General features: G+C 67.5%; 13 protein-coding genes. 7 read left to right on the top strand and 6 right to left on the bottom strand.

Annotated features, from left to right (window positions below; genetic code table 11):
- Positions 1-263: 263 nt before the first annotated feature.
- The gene (locus BKN51_RS20420) at positions 264-1241 is read right to left on the bottom strand and encodes a hypothetical protein (RefSeq protein ID WP_101609157.1); all 978 of its coding nucleotides are present in this window, start codon (positions 1239-1241) and stop codon (positions 264-266) included.
- Positions 1242-1293: 52 nt separating this feature from the next.
- On the bottom strand, positions 1294-2709 hold the full coding sequence (locus BKN51_RS20415; protein ID WP_158255771.1) for a serine/threonine-protein kinase: 1416 nt from the start codon (positions 2707-2709) through the stop codon (positions 1294-1296).
- A 40-nt stretch (positions 2710-2749) separates the two neighbouring features.
- On the opposite strand from BKN51_RS20415, the gene BKN51_RS20410 reads away from it, so the two are divergent.
- Together BKN51_RS20410 and BKN51_RS20405 are read left to right on the top strand one after the other, a co-directional pair.
- The gene (locus BKN51_RS20410) at positions 2750-3307 is read left to right on the top strand and encodes an RNA polymerase sigma factor (protein ID WP_101609155.1); all 558 of its coding nucleotides are present in this window, start codon (positions 2750-2752) and stop codon (positions 3305-3307) included.
- Positions 3308-3667: 360 nt separating this feature from the next.
- Positions 3668-4714: a hypothetical protein gene (locus BKN51_RS20405; protein WP_101609154.1), complete on the top strand. Its 1047-nt coding sequence runs from the start codon at positions 3668-3670 to the stop codon at positions 4712-4714.
- A 475-nt stretch (positions 4715-5189) separates the two neighbouring features.
- Here the strand turns inward: BKN51_RS20405 and BKN51_RS43175 are convergent, their stop codons facing one another.
- The 3 genes from BKN51_RS43175 to BKN51_RS20395 form a co-directional block, all read right to left on the bottom strand.
- Positions 5190-5867 (bottom strand): hypothetical protein, encoded by a 678-nt coding sequence (locus BKN51_RS43175; protein WP_146044353.1) that lies wholly within the window; start codon positions 5865-5867, stop codon positions 5190-5192.
- A gap of 131 nt (positions 5868-5998) precedes the next feature.
- A complete protein-coding gene (locus tag BKN51_RS20400) occupies positions 5999-7399 on the bottom strand; it encodes an FG-GAP repeat domain-containing protein (RefSeq protein WP_158306854.1) in 1401 nt (466 codons plus the stop codon).
- A gap of 69 nt (positions 7400-7468) precedes the next feature.
- The gene (locus BKN51_RS20395; protein WP_158306853.1) at positions 7469-8800 is read right to left on the bottom strand and encodes an FG-GAP repeat domain-containing protein; all 1332 of its coding nucleotides are present in this window, start codon (positions 8798-8800) and stop codon (positions 7469-7471) included.
- A gap of 933 nt (positions 8801-9733) precedes the next feature.
- On the opposite strand from BKN51_RS20395, the gene BKN51_RS20390 reads away from it, so the two are divergent.
- Positions 9734-10723 (top strand): helix-turn-helix domain-containing protein, encoded by a 990-nt coding sequence (locus BKN51_RS20390; RefSeq protein WP_233224313.1) that lies wholly within the window; start codon positions 9734-9736, stop codon positions 10721-10723.
- A 69-nt stretch (positions 10724-10792) separates the two neighbouring features.
- Positions 10793-11734 carry a prolyl aminopeptidase gene (gene pip / locus BKN51_RS20385; protein ID WP_101609150.1) on the top strand — a complete coding sequence of 314 codons (942 nt, stop codon included), beginning with the start codon at positions 10793-10795 and terminating at the stop codon, positions 11732-11734.
- Positions 11735-11748: 14 nt separating this feature from the next.
- Here the strand turns inward: pip and BKN51_RS20380 are convergent, their stop codons facing one another.
- Positions 11749-14361 (bottom strand): AAA family ATPase, encoded by a 2613-nt coding sequence (locus BKN51_RS20380; protein WP_101609149.1) that lies wholly within the window; start codon positions 14359-14361, stop codon positions 11749-11751.
- A 104-nt stretch (positions 14362-14465) separates the two neighbouring features.
- Here BKN51_RS20380 and BKN51_RS20375 point away from each other — a divergent pair, with 104 nt between their 5' ends.
- From BKN51_RS20375 to BKN51_RS20365, 3 genes are read left to right on the top strand one after another with little or no spacing between them, the layout of a single operon-like run.
- Positions 14466-15539, top strand: coding sequence for an alkene reductase (locus tag BKN51_RS20375; protein ID WP_101609148.1), 1074 nt, complete (start codon positions 14466-14468; stop codon positions 15537-15539).
- Positions 15536-16693 (top strand): MFS transporter, encoded by a 1158-nt coding sequence (locus tag BKN51_RS20370; protein ID WP_101609147.1) that lies wholly within the window; start codon positions 15536-15538, stop codon positions 16691-16693. The genes BKN51_RS20375 and BKN51_RS20370 overlap by 4 nt, the downstream gene beginning before the upstream one ends.
- A gap of 59 nt (positions 16694-16752) precedes the next feature.
- Positions 16753-17070: a hypothetical protein gene (locus tag BKN51_RS20365; RefSeq protein WP_101613347.1), complete on the top strand. Its 318-nt coding sequence runs from the start codon at positions 16753-16755 to the stop codon at positions 17068-17070.
- Positions 17071-17097 lie beyond the last annotated feature (27 nt).

The following is a 17097-nucleotide window of genomic DNA, read 5'->3' as shown; positions in this document are numbered from 1 at the left end:
GGCGGGATGGGCGTTCACGTGTGATCGGGCGGCGATCAGGGAGTTCGGCGTCTGATCACGCGAGATCCGTCTCTGATCACGCGAGTCACGCCCTTGCTCACCTTGGGTTCAGCCACAACGCCACCTTTGCCCTACCCCTCAATAGAACCCGAAACGCCACTCACGACCAACCCGACCCACGCGATCTGAACCTTCAGCCCCGGCCAGGACCGGCGTCACCCAGGACAACACCCGCCCCGCGACCGACACGCTTGCCCTTCTCCTCATTGACTCGTCGTGGCCGACGAACAGGGCGGGAGCTGCGGGCAGTCGGCGGGAACCACCGCAGAGCTGCTTCGAGCCGCGCCGGGATCGGCGATCTGGTCCAGTGCCGCCGGGTCGTGGGGGTAGGGGTGGTCGGGCAGGGCGATCCAGGCCGTCTCTTGGGTTTCCTTCACCGCGACCGGCACGGATCGGAAGGTTGCGGCGTCGAGCAGTGCCGAGTGTCGAACGACCTCGTCGAAGATCCACCGGGACACGATCAGGGCCACCGTGCCAGGTGAGTCGGCCAGTGCGTGTTTCAGCGCTGCGGCGTCGAGCAGTCGGAAGGTGGTGATCAGGGCGGTGGACGTGGCGCCGTGGTCGTCGAAAGCGATCTCCCCGGCGTGCACGGCGATCCGCAAACGGGTTTGCTGCTCGAGAGGGACGGCGGCGTTCCGGCACCGCAGTGCCTGGGCCAGTGCCCCGGGCAGCACCTCGACCAGCGGGGCTTTCGGCGACTCGGGCGGGATGAGGACGAGGACGCCATCGCCGCGGTCCTCGTGGTAGCAGTCGGTCCAGCGCACCCCGGCGGCCCGCAGCGCCTGTTCCAGCACGCGGTACAGGCCCGCGCGAGTGCTTAGCTGGTGGGGAAGGGTTCGCCGAGGGTCGCCGAAGCCCTCCACGTCGACCACCAAGATCGTGCGGTGCACGGCCGATCCCGCCCCTGTCGCACGATCAGGGACACTCGAGCGTTCGCCGCGTCGGAGGCCTCCCCAGTGCAGCCAACGGGCCGCCTGCTCGACGCTCGCGCCCGCCTCCAGCAGCTTGGCCGCGTCGATGCTCGTCCATGGCGAGAAGGCCGGCGGGAGGCAATTGTCTTCAGTGGCGGCGCGTGCCTTGCGCACGAGGTCGAGGATGCGGCGAACCTCGGCCTGCCGGGTCGGGGTGTGCGCGATGACTTCAGCCGCGCGACTCGGCTCGCTTCGCGTACTTTCTGGCATGTCACTTGGGTGGTGTGCGAGCGGCGATTCGTTAGTAACGGATCAATAACGCTCAGGTGTGCTGGAACGCCGCGCCGTCCACGTACCGCCATCCGGAACCACCCTCGACGACTCCGCCGCGGCTGCTCAGCGGGCCGAAACAGCTGGCTCCCGCGAAGATCCGCTGACTCTGGTCGCCGTGGTTGTAGACGGACTTGAACGGCTTCGCGGTGTTGCGGCATTGAGTTCCGTCCGCGGACCAGTCGAGTGGGTGCACCTCAGGCGTCCCGTAGAAATTCTCCAGCGGGTAAAAGCACATCGTGCGCGGATTCGTGCAGGTCGCCGGAGGTTTGGAGTCCGGGGCTTCCTGCCTCGGCAACTTCGGCGTGGTCGCCGGTGGGGTCGACGGCGATGGCGGAGGCTGAGAGGCGGTCACGGGTGGCGCGGCGGGGCCGGACGTGGTCGCGGCGGGCGGTGAAGAAGGGGTGGCCGTCGCCGAGGTGGAGCCGGCGGGCGACGGCACGGGCGCCGCACTGGACGACGACGCGGAGATCGCGGCCGGTGCCAGTGCGCCGGCCGGGCGATCACCCGGGTTCGCGGCGATCAGCACGCCGGCGACCGTCGCGGAGATCGCGAGCACCGCGACGACGGCGGCGATCCACCAGCGGCGGGTCCTCGACCTGGTCGGCGGGGCAGCCGCCTCGTTGCCCGCCTGGCCGTTCGCGACGCGCCGAAGTTCCTCGGCCAGCTCGCCGGCGGTGGACCAGCGATCGCCGGGATGCGTGGCCAGGGCCCGCATCAGCACCGCGTCGGCGCCGGGTGGCAGGTCCGGGCGCACCTGGCCGACGGGTGTGACCGCTCCCAGCACCGGCGTGTGGCCGGTGAGCGCCCGGTACACCGTCGCTCCGATCGCGTAGACGTCCACGCGATGATCGATCGTCGCGTCGCCGTCGGCTTGTTCCGGAGCCATGTAGCCGGGAGTGCCGGCGGTCATGGTGAGACGTGAGCCGCGGTCGAGGTCCCTGGCGAGACCGAGGTCGGCGATCAGCACCTCCGACGAGGACCGGAACAACACGTTGGACGGCTTGATGTCGCGGTGCATCACTCCGCTGTCGTGCAGGTCTTGGGCACCCGCGGCGATCACGGCGCCGTAGCCCAGCGCGGTTTCGGCGGGCAGGGGACCGTGCTCCAGCCGATCGGACAGGCTCCCGCCGTCGGCGTAGGTCATCACGAAGTAGGGCCTGCCGTCGGGGAGTTCGTCGATATCGAAGACCTGTACGACGTGAGGCGACCGGGCGCGGCGCAGTACCCGCGCCTCGTGCACGAACCTGTCGCGCACGTCGAGCCGCTGCGCCCAGTTCTCCGCGAGCACCTTGATCGCGACGTGGTCGTCGAGGCGCTCGTCGAAGCCGAGCCACACGGTCGCGAAGCCGCCGGAGCCGAGCGACCGCTTGATGGCGTAGCGCCCGATGAAGGCTGGGGGAGTCACCATCCTATGATGGCGGACAGCGACCAGTTCGATACGGCGGGTGCAGAATCAAGTGGACGACGTGACCGACGACGAACTCGCCCGCCGTGCGGCGGACGGTGACGAATCCGCGCTCGGCGAGCTGCTTCGCAGGATCCGGCCTTCGGTGTTGAGCCGGTGCGCCAAAATGCTCCAGTTCTGGGCCGACGCCGAAGAAGCCTGCCAGGACGCGCTGTGGGCGGTCGCGCGGGACATCGCGACGTTCGAGGGCCGGTCCAAGTTCAGCACCTGGCGTTACAGCGTCGTGGTCAACAGCGTGCGGCAGACCTACACGAAGCTCAAGCGAAAGTCGCCGGAGTACCCGACGGAGGAACTGCCGCCGCGGCCCGACCCGCGGACGACGAGCGTGATCGCCGGTTCGCGCGTCGACCTGCTGGAGGCGCTGGACAAGCTGGAGCGGCGGTCGCCGGAGTTGACCGCGCCGTTCGTGCTGCGGGACCTGGCCGACTGGCAGTACAACGACATCGCCGCGCACTTGGATCTTCCGTTGACCACGATCAAGTTCCGCATTCACGAGGCGCGGAACGCCATCAAGAAGTACCTGAGGGAAGCGTTCTGACGGGGCTTGATCCCGCCGTATCTGTTGATCACTGACGCGATTCTCGCGGTTCAGGCCACCTGTTCCAAGGCGTGATCTATTCGTTACTAACCGATCCTCTTTTCGACGCCACCTCATGCATGTACGGGTCGCGATCGAAGGAAAGGGGGATCGGTCATGCCGCAGAACGAATCCGCCATCGCCGAAACCACGCCGCCGCTTAAGGAAAAACCGGAAGTTCCCGGGAAACCTCGGAGGATCCGACGCTGTTCTGGATTCCTGACGGCCACGGTTTGTGCGGGCGCTCTCCTTCTGACGGGGTGTACCACTGATTCCGCCGCGCCGACCGACTCGGCGCGGGAAAGCCGGGAAATAGCCGCGTTGCCGGAACTGCCGTCGGGCACGGTCCGCGAGATCACCCGGAACGTGCCGGCGCCGGTGGTTCCGCCATCGGGCATGTCCTCGGTGACCCATCCGGCGGGGTCCGGCTATCTCACCGGGCCGCACTTCGGGCTCAAGATCGCCTGGGTGGCGACCGGCCGGGCGATCACCGGCCATCCGCCGAACCTGCCGGTGAACGAGCCCGTGAGGGCGGCGCCCGGCCAGGAACTGTTGGTGTTCCAGGTGGATCCGGCGGTTCGTTCCGGCCATTGGACACGGCGTGACGCCGATCCCGCGCCGGTCGCCGAACTCGTGGTCGCCGGAGTTCCCATCAAGCTGGCGAAGCTTCCGCTGCGGCCGAGTGCCGGCAGGTTCGGTCTTCCCCGGGACGGGCTGCTCGTCGTGGCCGGCGTTCCCGTCGGCGTGCCGGTCTCCGTCCGGGTGACCGACGCGGGCCGGACGCAGACCGTCGATGTGCGTACCGGGCTCCGGGCGAGTGACGAGATCGCGGGCTATTACCGCAAGACGACGCAGAAGCTTGTGTGGCGCCGCGACGACGTACCGATCGGCGTTTCGGTGGCGGGACACAGCTATCGCGGCACCTTGGACATGGGCCTCAAGAGCTATGCCCCGTCCCGAATCCTGAGTGATCCGGCGGTGTTGCTCACGCCGTACAGTCCGGGCAACGGCTGGGCCGCGCCGGGCCACGCGTGGTTGACGGTTCCGCGACCGACCCTGTCCGGCAACGTGCTGCCCGGCCCGCTGCTCACGCTCAAGGTCGACGATCCAGCCTCGTTCCAGCTGCGCCTCCCCGACGGCACCGTGGTGCCTGCCGCACCGGGCAGCAGGGAAACACCGATCACCCTCGGCTCCCTCGGAGACCCCGGCCCCGATCTGACCTTCGACGTGCCCGCGGACTTCCGCACCGGCACCTACGTGGCGCGCCTCGGCGCGGCAGCCGTCATCGGTGAGTACCGCGACGCGAAGCTACCCGCCCGCTGGGCGCCGGGCCCGGAGCCCGCCGAGATCCCGATCGACCTGGACTGACAAGGACGGGAACATGGAAATCCTCAAGGGACACAAGCGAACCCGGTTGTTCGCCGCGATCTGCGGGGTCGTCGTGCTGTGAATGGGCCCACCACGGGTTCCGCAAACGTGACCTGGACAAACTGTCGCGTCAGGAGTCTGCGTCGGGTTCGTGAGCCGGGATCTCGCTGGGCGCTCAGAGTTGCCCAAGGAACCTCGTGGTCAACTGCGCTCATCCTTTGCGGGGAAGGGGATCAAGCGGCGATCGAGGCTTCGCGTCCGGCCTCTTCCGCCGGCCTCCGTGTCCGGGGTGGCACGAGAAGTAAACGCCCACAGGCCGATAGCTACCGTGCTCGATCCGGCAGGAAGTCACCGCACGGTAGCTATCGGCTTGCAGGGTCGCGTGACGGATGGCGTTGCCACTTCGACGGCACCTCGGCGGCAAGGTCGGAAATATCCGAGATTCCTGAATAGGCACCTTGCCCCACGCGAACCGTTAGCAGCGTTGCGCGGTCAATGTACCTTTGAGATATTTCGCTCGGACGAATCCGACCACCCTGTTGAGAGGATTCTGGTTGAGTACCAGATTCCAAGTCCCATCCGGCGAATCACTGTTCGTGAGATAGCAGATATTCGCCAGAATATCCCGTTTCGGCCACTGTTGATTCGCATGACCTTCATTGCACGCCACCGTGGGACATTGATAGAGAGAAAGGTTCGGGATGTCCGACGTAACGCCGACCCCGACCGTGTTGCAATTCTGTCTTATGAGCGTACCTTGGAGGTAATATGACCGGACGATTCCGACCACCTCGTTGATCGGGTTATGGTCGAGCACCAGGTGCCAAGCCGTCTCCGGTGAGTTGACGTTCGTGAAGTAGCAGATGTCCGCCAGGTCATCCCGGATCGGCCACTGCTGATTCGCATGACCTTCATTGCACCCAGCCGTGACACATTGAAAGAGAGAAAGATTGGGGATGTCCGATGTCACACCGAACCCGACGCCCTCTGCTCCCGCAGGAGAAGAATGCACTTGTCCTTTCTCGCTTCCGGTGACACGCAGAGTTGGCGCTACGGGGTCAGCCTGCGCGACAGCCGGTACGGGCCCAGCACCCCCAGTCATGACCAGGAACACCGAAAGCAAGGTCAGGACTCTTCTTGACATGGTCGACACGACCACTCCCTTCACGGAGGATACTCCTGCCTGTAGAACTTGAATGCTTCCCTGGCAGTACGGTGCCGGCTTGAAGCTCATCGGCGGCCCTTGAGGAACCTTCTGGTTCCGAAGTCGCTTGACAGAGGCAACTATGCGAAGAGCACGCGGGCAGGTTCCGGGAATCCGGCGCCGAGTGTGGCCGATGGCCCCCAGGGCATGGTCTCGAATCCGAGGGCGTTGTACCAGGCCGTCACGGTGCCGTCGGGTTGAACGGTCACGATCTCCGCTTTTCCGTCGCCGGAGATGTCGGCGAAGAGAACGCGGCTTGGTTCGGTGAATCCGGTTCCCACGGTTTTGGCTGCTCCCCAGGGCATGGTCTCGAATCCCAGCGCGTTGTACCAGGCAGTGATCGTGCCGTCCGGCTGAATGCTCATGATCTCGGCCTTGCCGTCACCGGACAGGTCAGCGAAACGGATCCGGGCCGGGTCAGAGAATCCGGTTCCGATCGTCTTGCTCGCCCCCCACGGCATAGCCTCGAAACCGAGCGCGTTGTACCAGGCCGTAAGTACGCCGTCCGGCTGCAGGACGATGATCTCGGCCTTGCCGTCGCCGGACAGGTCGGCGAAGAACACCCGGCTGGGATCGGTGAACCCTACGCCGATCTTCTTGCTGTCGCCGCCCCACGGCATCTCGGCGAATCCGAGCGCGTTGTACCAAGCGACAATGTCACCGTTCGGCTGCACACTGATGAACTCCTTGCGGCCATCGCCGTCCAGATCAGCCATCCGCACCGTGTTCGGCGCACCAAGCCCAGTGGCGATCTTCTTGCTGTCCCCGCCCCACGGCGGCTCAGCGAAGCCACGCGCGTTGAACCAAGCCGTTGCAGTGCCATCGCCCTGCAGAGCAACGATTTCCGCCCGGGCATCACCCGACAATGACGAGCCGTGCCGTGTTTCGCCGGTCCACAGCTTGTGGGCGATGATCGTGGCGTCGCCTGCCTCGACGCCGTACTTGTAGCGCAGATCCTCGCGAGGTCGCTGCACGTTCGCGGCGACGTCGCCGATCGGCGCGAAGTTCCACGAGTTCTCGGAATAGAGCCGGACCATCTCCCGCAGGAAATTGCCGGTGGCGATCGCCGGGTTGGTCCGCTCCTCGAAACTTCCCCAGCCGGCGCGCTGTTGGTATAGGCCGACCGAGTCCGCGTCACCGCCGTCGTAGTTCGAGATACTGGTCTCCACGATGACGGTGGCGATCGCGATGGCGCCGGCACGCTCGTTGAACTCACGAGCCTTGACCTCGTCGATGATCGCGCGGGCGCATGACACGCGGTATGCGTTCATGTGGCCTCTCATCTTGTTCCCCAGAAGCGGGTTCAGCTCATTGGCGAGGGACGCGTCCGAGGGGGTCGGCCCGCCCGCGACGCAGGGCAGGGCGATGAGGTTGGCGGCCATTTCGTCGGTCACCGGATCGGCCGCGGCGGGGAGACCAACGCTCATCAAGACCACTGAGACAACTCCGACGAATACTGCTTTGATGTTCAGATAACTCATTGCGGGCAGCTCCTTGAGAAATTCTTGCCGGCCTGCGGGGCCATACGGGTTCGGGGTGAGCTCAAGCCGTCAGGAAAAGAGCACGCGGGCAGGTTCCGGGAATCCGGCGCCGAGTGTGGCCGATGGCCCCCAGGGCATGGTCTCGAATCCGAGGGCGTTGTACCAGGCCGTCACAGTGCCGTCGGGTTGAACGGTCACGATCTCCGCTTTTCCGTCGCCGGAGATGTCGGCGAAGAGAACGCGGCTTGGTTCGGTGAATCCGGTTCCCACGGTTTTGGCTGCGCCCCAGGGCATGGTCTCGAATCCCAGCGCGTTGTACCAGGCAGTGATCGTGCCGTCCGGCTGAATGCTCATGATCTCGGCCTTGCCGTCACCGGACAGGTCAGCGAAACGGATCCGGGCCGGGTCAGAGAATCCGGTTCCGATCGTCTTGCTCGCCCCCCACGGCATAGCCTCGAAACCGAGCGCGTTGTACCAGGCCGTAAGTACGCCGTCCGGCTGCAGGACGATGATCTCGGCCTTGCCGTCGCCGGACAGGTCGGCGAAGAACACCCGGCTGGGATCGGTGAACCCTACGCCGATCTTCTTGCTGTCGCCGCCCCACGGCATCTCGGCGAATCCGAGCGCGTTGTACCAAGCGACAATGTCACCGTTCGGCTGCACACTGATGAATTCCTTGCGGCCATCGCCGTCCAGATCAGCCATCCGCACCGTGTTCGGCGCACCAAGCCCAGCAGCGATCTTCTTGCTGTCCCCGCCCCACGGCGGCTCAGCGAAGCCACGCGCGTTGAACCAAGCCGTTGCAGTGCCATCGCCCTGCAGAGCCACGATCTCCGCCCGGGCATCACCCGACAACGATGCGCCCGGCGGTCTGGGAGCGTCCTCGAGGATGTTGTTGTAGCGGTATGCCCTGTAGCTGCTGTTGGGCCAGCCGACCAGTGTCGGGTTGTTGATGTTGGTGTGGCCGTGCTGAATCGGCGTCGCGCCCCAACTGTAAAAGCTGAAGTTGCCGTTGTCGTCATCCCATTTCTCGAAGATGAACGTGTGCCCGACCGGGTATTGCGCGTTGGATCGATTGAGGAAGTCGCCCGGCTTCAGTTCCGTCCGCGAAATCTCGGTCGCATAGGACGGCAACTCGCCCGTGCTGGGACTGTGAGCCAGATGCAGCGCCATGGACACGTAGCCGGAGCAGTCATGGCGGTAGGAACCGTCACCGCTGGGGCCGGTCGAAAACGCGTTCTGGTCGTATGGGCCGGGATTGTGGTCGTACCAGGCCTTCGCCCGGCTGATGACCTCGGTCCGGCTGATCGGACCGCCCAGGGTCGACGTCGTCTCGGCTGCCATGCCGGGCGAAGCCGTCACGATGCCCCACGCTACTACCAGCAGGGCCACGACGGACACTACTGCGGACCTTTTTCGCAATCTCATATAGTTCCCCTAGGGTGATATCCACTTGACCGCGTTCGATGCGAACAGAAACCGGATTCACTGCGATACAGGCACTCTGAGGTGTCCGAGACCAATCGTTCATTGATCAGCGGCGGATAATCTGGCGAATTGGACTATAAGCAAGGCGGGGTTGTAACTGTGAAACGGATCAGCCGCCCGCGCATTGCGAGCGGTAGCTCATCGGCCACCAGTAAAGCCGCGAACACATGCTCGATGACGACGGGGTAAATTCCCGGCCCCGCACCGGGCCCGGCCGATGGACGGACACAACCAGGCGGCTCTTGGGCCCACGCACGCGCTGTCGACGAAGTTTTCAGGATGCCCTGGAACGATCGGGCGACGACCACCTGCCGGTCCTGCGCCCCCGGACCGGCGACGCTGAGGCAAGCGCGTCACCTGCGCTGATCGGCAGCGCGAGGCACGCTGCGACGTGCACGGATGCAAGTTTTGTCCTACGCATGATGTTGTCCTGGTTCGGTCCCCCTGATTCCGCAAAGCCTCTCCCCAGTGGCACGTTCGAACCGCACGGCAGATCTCACGCCGAGCCGCTTCGGGCACACCCCTTACCCGCCGGCGAGTTGACATCCGTGTCGAGCTGTTGCTCATCGAGCCGAGAACGCGAACCCGAGGTTAGCGACGAACACCGCCCCTTGGATTGGAAAAATGTAAGGTCGCCGATCTTTCGCGCCGGATGCCAGGCCGCTCTTCGCGGCTATGGCGGTGTCATGGTCTCTCTCTGCGCAATGGTACATCTGGGCGCATCTGAACCGGCTAATGTCGTATCAGGCTTCACCGCCATGAATCTCGGCTGCCTCTTTTCGGTTCATTCACGGTCAGGAGGCTTCGCCGGGAGCGCATGTCCTGCCATGCTCTGTCCGCGCCACGATGTCGCACAGCATCGCCGGAACTGGGGGAACAGCAGTGGAGGAGACTCCGTCGTCCGACGACGAGTTCTGGAAGTCCCGGTTACCGGATCGCCGGCTGGCGCGCTGGGTCAGTTTCTACCTGGCTTTTCAGCGAATCGCACCGGTGCCGGAGACGCGGACCGTGGCGGCGCTGAACTCGGTCGTGGTGGTCATCGATCTGGACACACCGGTTCGGCATCCGGTGGCCGGATCACCGCTGGAAAAGGCTTCCCCTGTCGTCGGGCTGTCGACCAAGCCGATGGTCTACACGCGAGTGGGCCGGGAGCGGGGGGTCATCGTCGAGTTGACCCCGCTGGGCGCCCGAGCGCTCTTCGGCCTGCCACTGCGGGAAATCGGCCAAACCAGCGTGGGTCTCGACGATCTCCTGGGCGCACGAGCCAGATTTCTCTGGGAAGAACTGCAGGAGGCCCGGGATTCGAACCACCGGTTCCGGATCCTCGACCGCCGGTTGTCGAGCTGGCTTCTGGACGAACCGGAACTACCGAACTCGCTCGACCGCAGCTGGTGCAACCTGACGATATCGGGCGGTGCCGTCAAGATCGACGACCTCGCGGAACGGGCAGGCCTGAGTCGGCAACATCTGGCCACTCGCTTCCACCGGGAGATCGGGCTACCGCCGAAAGCCGTCGGGCGGATAGCCCGATGCCACTACGCCATCCGGCTCCTGACAGGCACCAACCCGCCATCACTACCCGCGCTCGCCGCCCAATGCGGATACACCGACCAGGCGCACCTCAACCGCGACTTTCGCCTGCTCATCGGTTCCACCCCGACAGCCCTGCGGAGCCCCGGGACCACGACCGACCTCCACATTGGCAGCCTCATCAGCCTGCGCCCCACACCGCCGACCGGCACGAACCTGGAAGCAGGACGCCCTCTCTCCTGGTCCGAACCACAGCCGCTATCCAGCATTACCTCACGGTCCGCCGCGGCCGGTCCACCGGACTGAGCAAGACGGCGCCTTCGAGTCGCAGGAGCTTGCGTACGACGACCGCGCCGTATGCCCGACGATAGGCTCATGTATCCGGAGATCGAGCCCCACGCGTCAGGCCACCTGGACACCGGTGACGGCAACCTCGTGTACTGGGAGGAATGCGGCAACCCCGGCGGTAAGCCCGTGGTGTTCCTGCACGGAGGTCCCGGCGGCGGCTGCTCACCGTCGCACCGCCGGCTGTTCGACCCGTCCGCCTATCGGATCGTCCTGTTCGACCAGCGCGGGTGCGGGCGGTCATTGCCGCACGCTTCGGCGTCGGGCGATCTTTCGTCGAACACGACTTGGCATCTCGTCGACGACATCGAGCGCTTGCGGGAGTCGCTGGGGGTCTCGCGGTGGCAGGTGTTCGGCGGGTCCTGGGGGTCGACGCTGGCGTTGGCGTACGCCGAGAAGCACCCGGAGCGCGTGGCGGAGCTGGTGCTGCGCGGGGTCTTCACACTGCGTTCGTCCGAAGTGAGCTGGTACTACCGGGGCGGCACGGCGCACGTCTTCCCGGACTTGTGGGAGAAGTTCACGGCGCCGCTCGCCGGGCTCGACGGCGATCCCGTCGAGCTGTACGCGAAGCTGCTCGCCGACCCCGACCCCGAGGTGCACGGGCCGGCCGCTGTCGCGTGGAGTACCTGGGAGGCCGCTACGACGACGCTGCTTCCCCGGCCCGAAATGGTGGCGGAATTCGCCGATCCGGACTACGCGCTGGCGTTCGCGCGGATCGAGAACCACTACTTCGTGAACAACGGGTGGCTCGAGGAGGGGCAGCTGATCCGGGACGCGGACACCTTGAAGGACATCCCCGGCGTGATCGTGCAGGGGCGATACGACCTCGCCACGCCCGCGATCTCCGCGTGGGACCTGCACAAGGCGTGGCCGGAGTCGGAGCTGGTGATCGTGCCGGGTGCCGGGCACGTGTACGACGAGCCCGGCATCCTGGCCGCGTTGCTGGAGGCGACGGATCGGTTCCGCGACTAGCTCATCCAGCAAGGTCAGCACACTCGGCCGAGGTCCAATCGGGACAGCTCCCGGCGCGTCCGCACGCCGAGTTTCGGGAACGCCCGGTAGAGGTGGTGCTCGACGGTACGCGGGCTGAGGAACAACTGTGCGGCGATCTCACGGCTCGTACCGCCGTCCGCGGCCAGCCGGACGACCTGGAGTTCTTGTGGGGTAAGGCGGTCCAGGAGATTCTCGGCGGTGGGTTCGGCGGCCGGGCCGGAGTCGCCCGTGGCCTCGAGTTCGATCGACGCGCGATCGGCCCACGGTTTCGCGTGCAGCCGCGAGAAGATCTCCAGTGCCGAGCGCAGCGGAACGCGTGCGTCACTGCGGCGTCTGGCTCGGCGCAGCCATTCGCCGTAGAGCAATTCCGTGCGTGCCCGTTCGAAGGGGCGTTCGCCGGGTGTGTGGATTTCCAGTGCGCGCAGGTAATGCGCTTCGTCGTCGCCCAGAATGGCGCGGCAGCGCGCCGCCACGGCCTGGGCCCACGGCTGCCCGCCCGCCGTCGCCCACGCTTCGAATCGGTGGAACGCGGGTTCGGCCCGGCCCGGATCGCCCAGGCGTACCGCGGCCTCCAGTTGGTCCGCGGCGGCCGTGATCACCACCGTCGTGTACGCGAGCGGTCCGCGCTGCACGGTTTCCAGACGGTCCAAAGTAGACTGATAGCGGCCGAGGCCGAGGTCGAGCAGTGCGAGCGCGGCGGTGCTCGCCGCACCGCCGGCGTCCGGTGTCGCTTCTGCCAGCTCCTGGCAGCGCCGCTCGTCACCTTCGATCGCCGCCATCCGCGCCATCACGGCGTTCAGCCGCGGTAGCCGCCGGTGCGACCCGGTGTCGCGGGAGATCCGCGCCGCTTCGGCCACCGACGCGGCGGCGTCCTGGTGCAGTCCGGCCGAAATCTGCGCGCCCGCGAGGTCATGCAGTACCTGGGGGAGTATGCCGATCAGCCCGTCACGTCGGCAGCGGGCCACCTCTGCGGACGCGAGTTCCCTGGTGGTGGTGTCGTCGCCGAGGATCATCGCACTGTAGGTCCAGACGAGATCGGAGCTCGGAGTGCGCCCGACGAACTCGGCCAGCAGCGGCAATCCGGTCGCGAAGTCGTCGTCCACCAGGCAGGCCATGCCCCGTACCAGCGGATCGGTGCCGTCCAGCGCGTCGTTCGCGGCGCGCACGGTTTCCCGGTCGCCGGAGAACCAGGCGTACCGGGCACCGGTGCGCACCATCGCCACCGCATCGGCGGGTTCGGCGGACCGGGCGTGCTCGACGAGCAGACGCGCGGCCGCACGCCCGTCTCCCCGTTCGAACTCCACGGCGGCACGCACCTGCGCCATGCCCGCGCGCGCCTTGGTGTCCTCGGTCAGCGGCTCCGCCTCGCGGACCAGCTCGGCGGCCTGCTCTCCGTGCCCGGCGGCGAGTGCCAACGAGGCCGCCTCTCCCAGCCGTGCCGCTCGCATCCCGGTTTCGGCGGTGAGTTGCGCGGCTTGCCGGTACAACCCGGCGGCCGCGGAAAACGCCGTACGTGCCCGCGCTCGTTCGGCCGAGCCGGCGATCTCGGCGGCGACCCGCTCATCGGGAGCGGTGGTGGCGGCGGCGAGATGCCGGACCCGGCAGTCGGCGTCCGAAGTGGACTCGGCGAGCGCCTGGTGCACCGAGACCCGGCGCGCGAGCACGGCACCCTGGTAGGCGGCGGTGCCGATCAGGGGGTGCCGGAACGTGATCGTCGTTCCGGTGACATCCAGGAGCCGCGCGGTCTCGGCCTGTTCCAGATCGGCGAGCCCGACGCCCAGCGCCTGGGCGGCACCGAGCAGCGTCGGCAGGTGCCCACGTCCCTCGGCCGCCGCGAGGAGCATCATCAGCCGGGTCCGCGAGGGCAGCGCGCTGATCTGCGCGCGGAAGCCCGCCAGCACGCGGTCGCCCACCGGCAGCGGTCCGGCGGCGACGTGGTGTTCCCGTTGCGCGGCGGCGAATTCGAGCAGTGCCAGTGGATTACCCGCCGATTCCTCGAATATCTGCGACGGCGACGGCGGTGTCAGCCCGCGTTCGGCGAGCAGCCGACCGGCGTCTGCCGCGTCGAGCCTCGCCGGGCGCAGTTCGGGAAGATCCGGTGCGGTGAAACCGGTGTCCCTCGCTCCGAACAGCATCGCGACGCGGTCCGCGGCCAAGCGCCGGGTGGCGAACAGCACCGCGTCGGCGGTCGCGCGATCCAGCCACTGCGCGTCGTCGATCAGGCACAGCACCGGACCGTCGTCGCCGAGGTCGGAGAGCAGGGTGAGCACGGCGAGCCCGGTCACGAACCGGTCCTGGCCGCTGGTGCGGCCCGAATCCAAGACAGCGCGCAACGCCTCAGCCTGCGGACCGGGCAGCGCGGCGAGCCGGTCCTGGAGCGGCCACAACAAGTGCACCAGCCCGCCGAACGCCAGGTCGGCCTCGGCTTCGATCCCGGTCACCCGTAGCACGCGCAGTCCGGCCGCGGCCTCGTCCGCCCAGTCCAGCAGCGCGGACTTCCCGATGCCCGCCTCACCTCGCACCACCAGCGAGCCGCTGCGTCCGCCGCGAGCCGCCGCGAGCAGCGCTTCGATCGCCGCCTGCTCGCCGGCCCTGCCGTACAACACGCCAGCCTCCGTAACCGCGGGGGAGGTACGTAGGCCGAACCCCAGTACCCGGTACCGAAACCTTACCGATTCGGCGGCCGCTCGCCCGGACGAAGGTTCACCGCATGAACGTTTTGCTGACCCCGCACTCCACGGGCACCCTGCCACTGCCGAACCGCCTGGTCATGGCGCCGATGACGCGCAGCCGCGCGACAGGCGGCCGGGTGACCGGGCTGACCGCCGAGTACTACGCGCAGCGCGCCGGAGCCGGCCTGATCATCACGGAAGGTACACAGCCGAGCATCATCGGTCAGGGCTACATCGACACTCCCGGCCTGCACACACCGGAGCAGGCCGCCGCGTGGCGCGTGGTCACCGACGCCGTGCACTCGCGCGGCGGCCGGATCTTCGTCCAGCTGATGCACTCCGGCCGGATCGGGCACCCGTACCTCTACCCGGACGGTGCCCTGCCGCTGGCGCCGTCGGCGATCGCGTCGGGCGAAAAGCTGTACGTTCCGGGTGATCTGCTCGACCATCCGGAACCGCGGGAAATGACACTGGCGGACATCGCCCGATCCGTGGACGATTTCGTCGCCGCCGCGCGGCTGGCGATGGAGGCCGGATTCGACGGTGTCGAACTGCACGGCGCCAGCGGCTACCTGATCCACCAGTTCCTCGCCGCCAACACCAACCGGCGCACCGATGCCTACGGTGGCCCGATCGCGAACCGCCTCCGGTTCGCGGTGGAGGTGGCGCGGGCGGTCGGCGACGCGATCGGCCTGGAGCGCACCGGCATCCGGCTGTCACCCGGCTCGACCCTCAACGGCATACGAGAGAGCGACACCGAACTGCTGTATCCCGCGCTCATCCGCGCCCTCGTCCCGGCAGGACTGGCGTACGTGCACGTCTCCGAGTCCGGCACGCGGGACATCACCAAGCTCATCCGCGCCGAGTGGCCCGGCACCCTCATCCTCAACCCGCACCCGACGGGCGAGGAACCGGCGAGCGCGGCGGACGGCGCGGACGCGTTGCGGGACGACGTCGCCGACGCGATCAGCCTCGGCCAGCTGTGGCTGGCGAACCCGGACCTGCCCGCGCGGATCGCCACCGGCGGCCCGTTCACCGCAGCCGATCCCTCGACGTTCTACGGCGGCGACCACCGCGGCTACACCGACTACCCCACCATGGACGAGCGATGAGCGCACGGATTTCGGCGCCGTGGCTGGCTTTGCTGGCTGGCCCGCTGTCGTTCGGCATCGCCGGGCCGTTGCTGATCCTGCCGGACGCGGCCGCGGCCCTCGGTACCGGAATCGCCACGGTGACGTGGATCGTGACGGCGTTCGGCTGGGGTATCGCCGTCGGCACGCCGCTGCTCGCCGGTCTGCAGAGCCATCGCGGCGTCCGGACCGCGTTGCTCACCTGCGCCGCGCTGGTGCTGGCGGGTGCCATCGCGGTGGCGACCGTTCCGTGGCTGCCGGTGCTCATCGCCGGTAGCGCCCTGCAGGGGCTCGGTACCGCCGGCTTCACCACGATGGCCATGAGCCTCGCCGGGTCGGCGCGGGCGATGGGCTTGGTCACCTCTTCGCTGGCGGTGGTCGGCTCGGCGTCGCCGTTGATCGCCGATCTGGTCGGCGACGCGCTCGGCTGGCAGCTGGCGCTGGCACTGCCCGCAGTCAGCTTGCTCGGCGTACCCGCGGCCCTGCGGTCGGCCGCCGGGACACCCGCCGAGCCGTCACGTTTCGACCTGGCAGGCGCGATTCTCGTGACCGCGATGGTCACCGCCTTGGTGCTCGTGCCGCATTTCTGGCTGCCCGCGGCCATCACGGTCGCCGTCATCGCGGTCCTGCTGGCCGGGCACCTGCGGGCGCGGCCGGACGGGTTCGTGCCCGCCGCGCTTTTGCGAACGCCGGTCTTCCTGATCGCGGCCGGGCTCGCGTTCGCGCTGGCGGTGGCCAACTTCGGGTTGGTGTACGTGCTGCCGCGGCTGTTGACCGAGCAGACCGGCTGGACCAGTGGCGAGGTCGGGCTCGCCATCCTGTGGCCGCTGCTGTTCGGCGGGCTGATGTCCTATGTGGTCGTCGCGGTGACGGCGAAAGCCCCGTTCCGGGCGGTGGCGGTGCTGTTCCCGGCGCTCGCCGCCGTCGGGCTGGTGCTCGCCGGGGTGAGTGTTTCCCCTGCCGTGCTGCTGATCGCGCAGGCATTGACCTCGCTCGCGGCGGCCTCGGGCCAGGGTGTCTACGCGGTGCGTGCCGGGGACGCGGCCGGGTCGCATCGCGCGGCGGGGATGGGCTTGTTCAACCTCGCCTATTTGCTGGGGGCGGCGTTCGGTCCGGCACTGGCCGCGCTTCTCTGAAGACCGGTTCGCGGGAAATCTCCGTGCGGCTCGCCACGGCGGCGGTTTACCCTGAGGGAATGGCGGAACGGATCATGTATGTGCAGCTCAAGACGGGCTATGACACCGATCGTGGCCCGTCGTGGATCGCCTGGGTCCGTTTTTCCAAGACCTGGAGGACCGCGTACCTGCACGGCCGAACGCTGCGGCGCCGGCCAGGCGGCGAGGGGAACTTCTCCGACGTCGAGACCGGAGAAGAGTTCTGGGTCTCCGGTCCGAAGCGAGACCGGACCGATGGACGGTACGGCCGCGTGCCGCCAGAGATCGATGACGACGCTCGACGGCGGTACGAGCAGTTCCTCCGGGGAGCTCCACTGCCCGGACGTGAGCACGGGTAGCCACATCCGAGGCAACTGTCGACCGTA

The sequence above is a fragment of the Amycolatopsis sp. BJA-103 genome (assembly GCF_002849735.1).
In the GTDB taxonomy this organism is placed as follows: Bacteria; Actinomycetota; Actinomycetes; order Mycobacteriales; family Pseudonocardiaceae; genus Amycolatopsis.
The sequence above is the reverse complement of the archived record's forward strand: the minus strand, read 5'-3'. Positions and strand labels throughout refer to the sequence as shown.

Coding starts and splice junctions, on each gene's coding strand:
- BKN51_RS20420 (WP_101609157.1), bottom strand. CDS start 1,241: ATGCCAGAAAGTACGCGAAGCGAGCCGAGTCGCGCGGCTGAAGTCATC.
- BKN51_RS20400 (WP_158306854.1), bottom strand. CDS start 7,399: ATGAGTTATCTGAACATCAAAGCAGTATTCGTCGGAGTTGTCTCAGTG.
- BKN51_RS20390 (WP_233224313.1), top strand. CDS start 9,734: ATGTCGCACAGCATCGCCGGAACTGGGGGAACAGCAGTGGAGGAGACT.
- pip (WP_101609150.1), top strand. CDS start 10,793: ATGTATCCGGAGATCGAGCCCCACGCGTCAGGCCACCTGGACACCGGT.
- BKN51_RS20375 (WP_101609148.1), top strand. CDS start 14,466: ATGAACGTTTTGCTGACCCCGCACTCCACGGGCACCCTGCCACTGCCG.
- BKN51_RS20370 (WP_101609147.1), top strand. CDS start 15,536: ATGAGCGCACGGATTTCGGCGCCGTGGCTGGCTTTGCTGGCTGGCCCG.
- BKN51_RS20365 (WP_101613347.1), top strand. CDS start 16,753: ATGGCGGAACGGATCATGTATGTGCAGCTCAAGACGGGCTATGACACC.